Raw genomic sequence first — 5,810 nt, 5'->3', positions numbered from 1 at the left:
CCAGCACCGTCACCGAGTGCCCCGCCTCCAGCAGGTGCGCCGCCACCACGCTCCCGACGTAGCCGGCTCCGCCCGTGACCAGGTACTTGCTCATGTTCTCCGACCTTCCGTGGGTGTGCGGCCGCGGGCGGCCGGCGGGGTGGTGCTCCGGGCGGCGGGCCGCCGCCCGGAGTCGGCGGGTGCTACTCCTCGGTCGGGCCGAGGTCCGGGTGGGGGAGCAGCCGGACGGTGCGGTGGGACGGGGCGGCGTGCAGCTCCAGCACGGTCAGTTCGTTCGGCCCGGGGCGCAGGGCCGGGCCGGGGACGTACAGCGAGCACTGGGGGCCGCGGGACCAGTGGCGGCCGAGCGGGAAGCCGTTGACCCAGGCGTTGCCCTTCGTCCAGCCGGGCAGGTGCAGGAAGGTGTCGGCGGGCTCGTCGACGTGGAAGGCGCCGCGGTGGAAGACCGGGCCGGGGACGGGGCCCGCGGTGCCGGTGAAGGAGAGCTCGCCGAGGTCGTCCAGCGGCAGCGGCAGGCTGCTCCAGCCGGTCAGCTCCGCGCCGTTGAGGAGCACCGGCCCGTGCAGGCCCTTGCGGTCGTGCAGGCCCTCGCCGTAGTTGACCCGGCCCTGGTTCTCCACCAGCAGCCGCAGCACGGCGCCGGCCCGCGGCACGTGGAAGGCGATCGCCCGCTCGTGGCTCTCGCGCTCCAGCACGCCCACGGGCTGGCCGTCCACGAACACCTGGGCGCGGTCGGCGACGGCGCCCACCTCCAGCAGGGCGGGGCCCGCGGCGGGCAGGAGCGCCTTGTAGAGGACGAAGCCGAAGTCCTGGCCGAGCTCCTCCATGGTGAGCGGGCGCAGCGCGGGCACCGGGGTGCCGAGGACGGGCAGGTCGGCGAGGAGCGGGGCGCTCTCGGTGAGGCGGACGGTGGCGGCGGGCAGCTTGGGGGCGGCGGCGGGGGCCGGTTCGGCCACCGGCGGCCCGTACTCGGCGAGCACCTCGCGGAAGGCGTGGTACTTGGCGGTGGGGTCGCCGGCCTCGTCGAGCGGGGCGTCGTAGTCGTAGCCGGTGACGGTGGGCCGGTAGGTGTGCTTGTCGTTGGCGCCGTTGGTGAAGCCGAAGTTGGTGCCGCCGTGGAACATGTACAGGTTGACGGAGGCACCGGCGGACAGCAGCTCGTCCAGTTCGCGGGCGGCGTCGGCGGCGTCGCGCACCACGTGCCGCCCGCCCCATCGGTCGAACCAGCCGATCCAGAACTCGGCGCACAGCTTGGGCTGTCCGGGCCGCAGCGCCTCCAGCGCGGCGAGGCCCTGCCGGGCGCGACTGCCGAAGTTGACGGTGGCCAGGGCGCCGGGCAGGGCGCCGCGGGCCAGGTCGCCGGGCTGGTCGCAGGTGAACAGCGGCACGTCCACGCCGAAGCGGCGCAGCAGCCCGGCCAGGTGCGCCAGGTGCGAGGTGTCGTCGCCGTACGCGCCGTACTCGTTCTCCACCTGGACGGCCAGCACGGGCCCGCCGCGGGTGGCGAGCCGGTCGGCGACCTTCGGGAGCAGCTCGGAGAACCAGCCCTCGACGGCGTGCAGGTAGCCGGGGTGGTTGCTGCGCAGCCGGACGTCCGGGTCGGTGAGCAGCCAGGACGGCAGGCCGCCGCCCTCCCACTCGGCGCAGATGTACGGGCCGGGGCGGAGCAGCACGTGCAGGCCCTCGGCGGCGGCGAGGTCGAGGAAGGCCGGCAGGTCGAGTCCGCCGTCGAAGCGGACCTCGCCGGGCCGGGGCTGGTGGAGGTTCCACGGGACGTACGTCTCGACCGTGTTGAGGCCCATCAGCCGGGCCTTGCGCAGGCGGTCGGCCCAGTGGCCGGGGTGGATCCGGAAGTAGTGCAGTCCGCCGGAGAGGATGCGGAACGGGGCGCCGTCGAGGGTGAACTCGCCGCCGTCGGTGTCGAGGACGGGCATGGTGTCGCTGCTCCTGGGGTGCTGGAGGGAGGGGGCCGGTGCCCGCCGGGCCGCGGCGGGCGCGGGCGGGCACCGACCGGGGTCACGGGGTGGTGACCTTGAAGCCCTGCTGGTTGCCGTAGTCGGCGATCCGCTGCTGCCAGGCGCTCAGGCCGGCGTTCAGGTCGCCGCTGTTCGCGGACTGGCCGACGGTGTCCTTGAAGACCGAGTTGGCGTACACCTGGTAGGGCAGGTACTGCCAGCCGGCGCCGACGCCCGCGGAGGAGTCGGCGAAGATCCGGTTGGCCTGCTGGCCGCCGAGCGCGTCCAGCGGCTTGTCCAGGAAGGCCGGGTCGGTGAGCAGGCCGGTGGTGGCCGGGAAGAGGCCGTTGTCGTTGAGCGAGCGGACGGCCTCCGGGTCGGAGTTCAGCCAGATCGCGAACGCCGCGGCGGCGGCCTGGTGCTTGCTGGAGGTGGGCACCGCGACGGCCGAGCCGCCGTTCTCCGCGGAGACCTTGTCGCCCGCCGACCACTGCGGCATCGGCGCGGCCCGCCAGTCCTTGGCGGTGTCCGGGATGGTGGAGGCGATGTTGCCGGGCGCCCAGGCGCCGGTCATCCACATCGCGTAGCGGCCGCTGCCCATGCTCTGCCACCACTCGTTGGTCCAGCCGGGCGCGGCGTCGACCAGCTTGCGCTGCAGCAGCGAGGACCACAGGTCGGCGACCTTCTTGCTGCCCGGGTCCTGGAGGCCGACGGCGACGCCGGTGGCGTCCTTCTGCTGGAAGGGCCGGCCGCCGGCCTGCCAGATCAGGCTGTCCAGGCCGCCCGCGTCGCCGGGGTCGATGGAGGTGACGAAGCGGTTCGGGTCGGACGCCTTGATCTTCACCGCGACGTCCTCGAACTCGGCCCAGGTGGTGGGCGGCTTGAGGCCGAGCTGGTCGAAGAGCTTCTGGTTGTAGAACATCGCCATCGGGCCGGTGTCCTGCGGGACGGCCCAGACGCCGCCGTTCAGCGCGACCTGCGACCAGGCGGACGGGGTGAACTTCGACTCCAGGGCGGCCGCGCCGTACTGCTCGAGGTCCACCAGCCGCTTGGAGAGCGCGAACTCGGGCAGCGCGAAGTACTCGACCTGGGCGACGTCCGGGCCGCCGCTGCCGGCCTTGATCGCGGTCTGCATCTTGGTGTACTCGGTGGCGGACTGGCCGGCGTTGACCACGTTCACCTTGATCTTCGGGTACTTCTGCTCGAACAGCGCGACGGTCTTGTCGATGTTCGGCGCCCACGTCCAGAAGGTCAGCGTGGTGGGGGTGTCCAGCGCCGCGGCGGGGTCGGTGACCGCGGGGGAGGCGGAGCCGTTGGAGCCGCAGGCGGTCAGGCCGAGCAGCAGGGCCGCGGCCGGGACGAGGGCCGCGAGTCTGCGGCGGCGGGAGGGTGCGGGAGACATGGTGCTTCCTTGCTGTGGAGGGGCGGAGGGAGGGATGCCGTCATTCCTTGACGGAGCCGGCCGACAGGCCGGACTGCCAGTAGCGCTGCAGGAAGAGGAAGGCGGCCACCAGCGGGACGATCGCCAGCAGGCTGCCGGTGACGACCAGCGGGTAGAAGTCGGTGGTGGTGGCGCCGCTGCCCGCGGCGCCGGTGGCCAGCGCGTTCCACTGGTTGAGGCCGACGGTCAGCGGGAACCACTTCGGGTCGCTGAGCACGATCAGCGGCAGGAAGTAGTTGTTCCAGGTCGCGACCAGGGCGAACAGCAGGACGGTGACGAAGCCCGGGGTGAGCAGCCGCAGCGAGACGGTGAAGAAGGTGCGCAGCTCGCCGGCGCCGTCGATCCGGGCGGCCTCCAGCATCGAGTCCGGCACCGCCTCGGCGGCGTACACCCGCATCAGGTAGACGCCGAACGGGCTGACCAGCGAGGGCAGCAGCACCGCCCACGGGGTGTCGACGATCCCCGCCTTGCTGAACAGCAGGTAGGTGGGGACGGCCAGCGCGGTGCCGGGGATGGCGATCGCGCCGAGCACGGTGGCGGCCAGCGCGGTGCGGCCGCGGAAGCGGTACTTGGCCAGGCCGTACCCGGCGGCGGTGGCGATGAACGCCGCGCCGCCGGCGCCGACCACCGCGTACAGCAGGGTGTTGCCGAACCAGCGCAGGTAGATGTCGTCGTCGTAGCTCAGCACGTGGCCGATGTTGCCGAACAGGTGGAAGCCGTGGCCGAACCACAGGCCGAAGCTGTCCATCAGCGAGGCGGTGTCCTTGGTGGAGGCCATGAACAGCCACACCAGCGGGAGCAGCGCGTAGCCCAGCATCAGCGCCATCGCCAGGGTGAGCGCGTTGCTCGTCCGGCCGCGGCGCGGACGCCGCCTGGTGGTGGGGGTCCTCATGCGCCCTGTCCCTTCCGCATCGACCGGAGCTGGACGGCGTAGGCGATCACGGCGGTGACCCCGCCGAGGACCACGGCGACGGCTGCCGAGTAGTTGAACTGCTGGCCGTTGAAGGCCAGGTTGTAGGCGTACATGTTGGGCGTGTAGCTGGTGGAGACCACGTTCGGCGCCAGCGACTGCATCACGTTGGGCTCGTTGAACAGCTGGAAGGTGCCGATGATCGAGAACACCGTGGCCAGCACCAGGGCCGGGCGGACGGCGGGCAGCTTGATGCTCCACGCCTTGCGGAACTCGCCGGCCCCGTCCAGCGCCGCGGCCTCGTACAGCTCGGTGGGCACGGTGCGCAGCGCGGCGTACAGGATCAGCATGTTGTAGCCGGTGTACTGCCAGGTCACCACGTTGCCGATGGACGCCAGCATCCAGTCCGGGCCGAGCAGGTCGGGCAGCTCCGTGCCGAGGAAGTCGCCGATCTGCCCGGCGAGTCCGAACCGGTCGCCGTACAGGTAGCCCCACATCAGCGAGGCGACCACGGCGGGCACCGCGTACGGGACGAAGACGCCGATCCGGAACAGGCCGGGGCGGCGCAGCCGGCCGCTGTCCACGGCCAGGGCCGCCAGCAGGGCCAGGCCCAGCATCACCGGGACCTGCACCAGCAGGAACAGCAGCACCCGCCACAGGCCCGCCCGGAACAGCTCGTCGCCCAGCGCCCGGCGGTAGTTGTCCAGCCCGACGAAGACCGTGCCGCCGATCAGCCGGTCCTGGAACAGGCTCAGGTAGGCGGCGTAGCCGAGCGGTGCGACGACCCCGACCACGAACACCAGCAGGAACGGTGCGAAGAACGCGAAGCCCCAACCGCCTTGCCGGGCAGCGCGGTTGCGGCCGCGGCGGACGGCGGGGGCGGAGCGGGACCGGACAGTGGCGGGGGTGGTGCGCTGCGACGTGCTCACGGGAAGTGCCCTTCGGCGGATGTTTACGCCAACATGGCGTTGGCGACGAGTGTTGACCCGGTGTTGCCGGGGCGTCAAGCCGTTGTTGCGTCGTGATGCCGCTTCGTGATCGGGCGGCGGCCCCTCCGGCCCGGAGAATCACCAGGTCAAGGAGGGTACGGCGGGGGAGGCGGCGGCGTGGGCGGCGATTCCGGGCGGCCGGGCGGCCAGATCACGACCCGGTATCGGTGGGTCGCCCGGCTTGACTCCGGCGAGTCCCCGCCCCTCTCATTGTTGCATCACGTTTGATCGTGTTCGGTTGTCTGTTGACTTCAGTGCGCCAGTCTCGCGCCGGTCCGGACTCCTGCGCCAAGGAGCGTCCCCATGCCTCGAACCGCCCCCTCCTCCCGCACCGCCTCGGCCGCAGCCCTGCTGCTCGCCCTGGGCCTGGCCGCCACCGCCTGCTCGACCGGACAGCAGTCCGGGTCCGGCGACGGCGGCGTCGCCAAGGTGGACGGGAAGATCTCGATCACCTACCTGCAGAAGCAGGGCGACCAGGAGTACTTCGTCGGCGAGGCGGCCGGCGCCAAGGCCAA

The 5,810-nt window shown here is 72.4% G+C and carries 5 protein-coding genes and 1 pseudogene; 1 reads left to right on the top strand and 5 read right to left on the bottom strand.

Translation table 11 applies throughout. From position 1 onward, the window contains the following. From ACFUEL_RS33560 to ACFUEL_RS33540, 5 genes are all read right to left on the bottom strand, one after another. Positions 1 to 94 (bottom strand): NAD-dependent epimerase/dehydratase family protein (locus tag ACFUEL_RS33560; RefSeq protein ID WP_380241005.1); only part of this gene is annotated, 94 nt, incomplete at its 3' end. An 88-nt stretch (positions 95 to 182) separates the two neighbouring features. After that, entirely contained in the window at positions 183 to 1,934 is a 1,752-nt protein-coding gene (locus ACFUEL_RS33555) for a beta-galactosidase family protein (RefSeq protein ID WP_380241003.1), read from the bottom strand. A gap of 82 nt (positions 1,935 to 2,016) precedes the next feature. Beyond that, entirely contained in the window at positions 2,017 to 3,357 is a 1,341-nt protein-coding gene (locus ACFUEL_RS33550) for an ABC transporter substrate-binding protein (protein WP_380241001.1), read from the bottom strand. Between the two features lie 40 nt (positions 3,358 to 3,397). Continuing rightward, positions 3,398 to 4,288, bottom strand: coding sequence for a carbohydrate ABC transporter permease (locus tag ACFUEL_RS33545; protein ID WP_380240999.1), 891 nt, complete (start codon positions 4,286 to 4,288; stop codon positions 3,398 to 3,400). Next, positions 4,285 to 5,235: a carbohydrate ABC transporter permease gene (locus ACFUEL_RS33540; RefSeq protein WP_380240997.1), complete on the bottom strand. Its 951-nt coding sequence runs from the start codon at positions 5,233 to 5,235 to the stop codon at positions 4,285 to 4,287. The genes ACFUEL_RS33545 and ACFUEL_RS33540 overlap by 4 nt, the downstream gene beginning before the upstream one ends. 363 nt (positions 5,236 to 5,598) lie before the next feature. On the opposite strand from ACFUEL_RS33540, the pseudogene ACFUEL_RS33535 reads away from it, so the two are divergent. Beyond that, positions 5,599 to 5,810: pseudogene (locus ACFUEL_RS33535) on the top strand (sugar ABC transporter substrate-binding protein); the annotation flags it as partial.

This window comes from Kitasatospora sp. NPDC057198, assembly GCF_042670125.1.
Classification (GTDB): Bacteria; Actinomycetota; Actinomycetes; order Streptomycetales; family Streptomycetaceae; genus Kitasatospora.
The sequence above is the reverse complement of the archived record's forward strand: the minus strand, read 5'-3'. Positions and strand labels throughout refer to the sequence as shown.

What these genes read in the sequence shown, in the direction of transcription:
- ACFUEL_RS33555 (WP_380241003.1), bottom strand. Translation starts at nt 1,934, where the DNA reads ATGCCCGTCCTCGACACCGACGGCGGCGAGTTCACCCTCGACGGCGCC.
- ACFUEL_RS33545 (WP_380240999.1), bottom strand. Translation starts at nt 4,288, where the DNA reads ATGAGGACCCCCACCACCAGGCGGCGTCCGCGCCGCGGCCGGACGAGC.
- ACFUEL_RS33550 (WP_380241001.1), bottom strand. Translation starts at nt 3,357, where the DNA reads ATGTCTCCCGCACCCTCCCGCCGCCGCAGACTCGCGGCCCTCGTCCCG.